Source organism: Photorhabdus africana (assembly GCF_035181445.1).
In the GTDB taxonomy this organism is placed as follows: Bacteria; Pseudomonadota; Gammaproteobacteria; order Enterobacterales; family Enterobacteriaceae; genus Photorhabdus; species Photorhabdus laumondii.
The window spans coordinates 1-229 of record NZ_JAXBVE010000288.1 but is presented as its reverse complement, the minus strand read 5'-3'; the positions used below and the strand labels follow the sequence as shown (position 1 = coordinate 229).

Below are 229 nucleotides of genomic sequence, written 5' to 3'. Positions count from 1 at the left end.
GATGATACAGGGCTGCGACTGAACAGCCTCACGTTTACCCTGACTTCACAGGGACAGTTAACCTATCAGACAGAGGGATACATTTATGCCCGGAAATAATACTGCCTTGTGGATCAGTGTGTTAAGTGGGCTAATTTTTATCAGTTCACCCGTATGGTCAACAGAGGAGGGAATTCTTTCGGTAACGAGTATTGCAGAAGCATCTGTGGGTGTGACTGTGGGACAGTTA

The 229-nt window shown here is 46.3% G+C and carries 1 protein-coding gene; it reads left to right on the top strand.

Going from position 1 to position 229, the window contains the following annotated elements; genetic code table 11:
• Positions 1-12 precede the first annotated feature (12 nt).
• On the top strand, positions 13-99 hold the full coding sequence (pilO2, locus tag SLS51_RS24485; protein WP_369293963.1) for a type 4b pilus protein PilO2: 87 nt from the start codon (positions 13-15) through the stop codon (positions 97-99).
• Positions 100-229 lie beyond the last annotated feature (130 nt).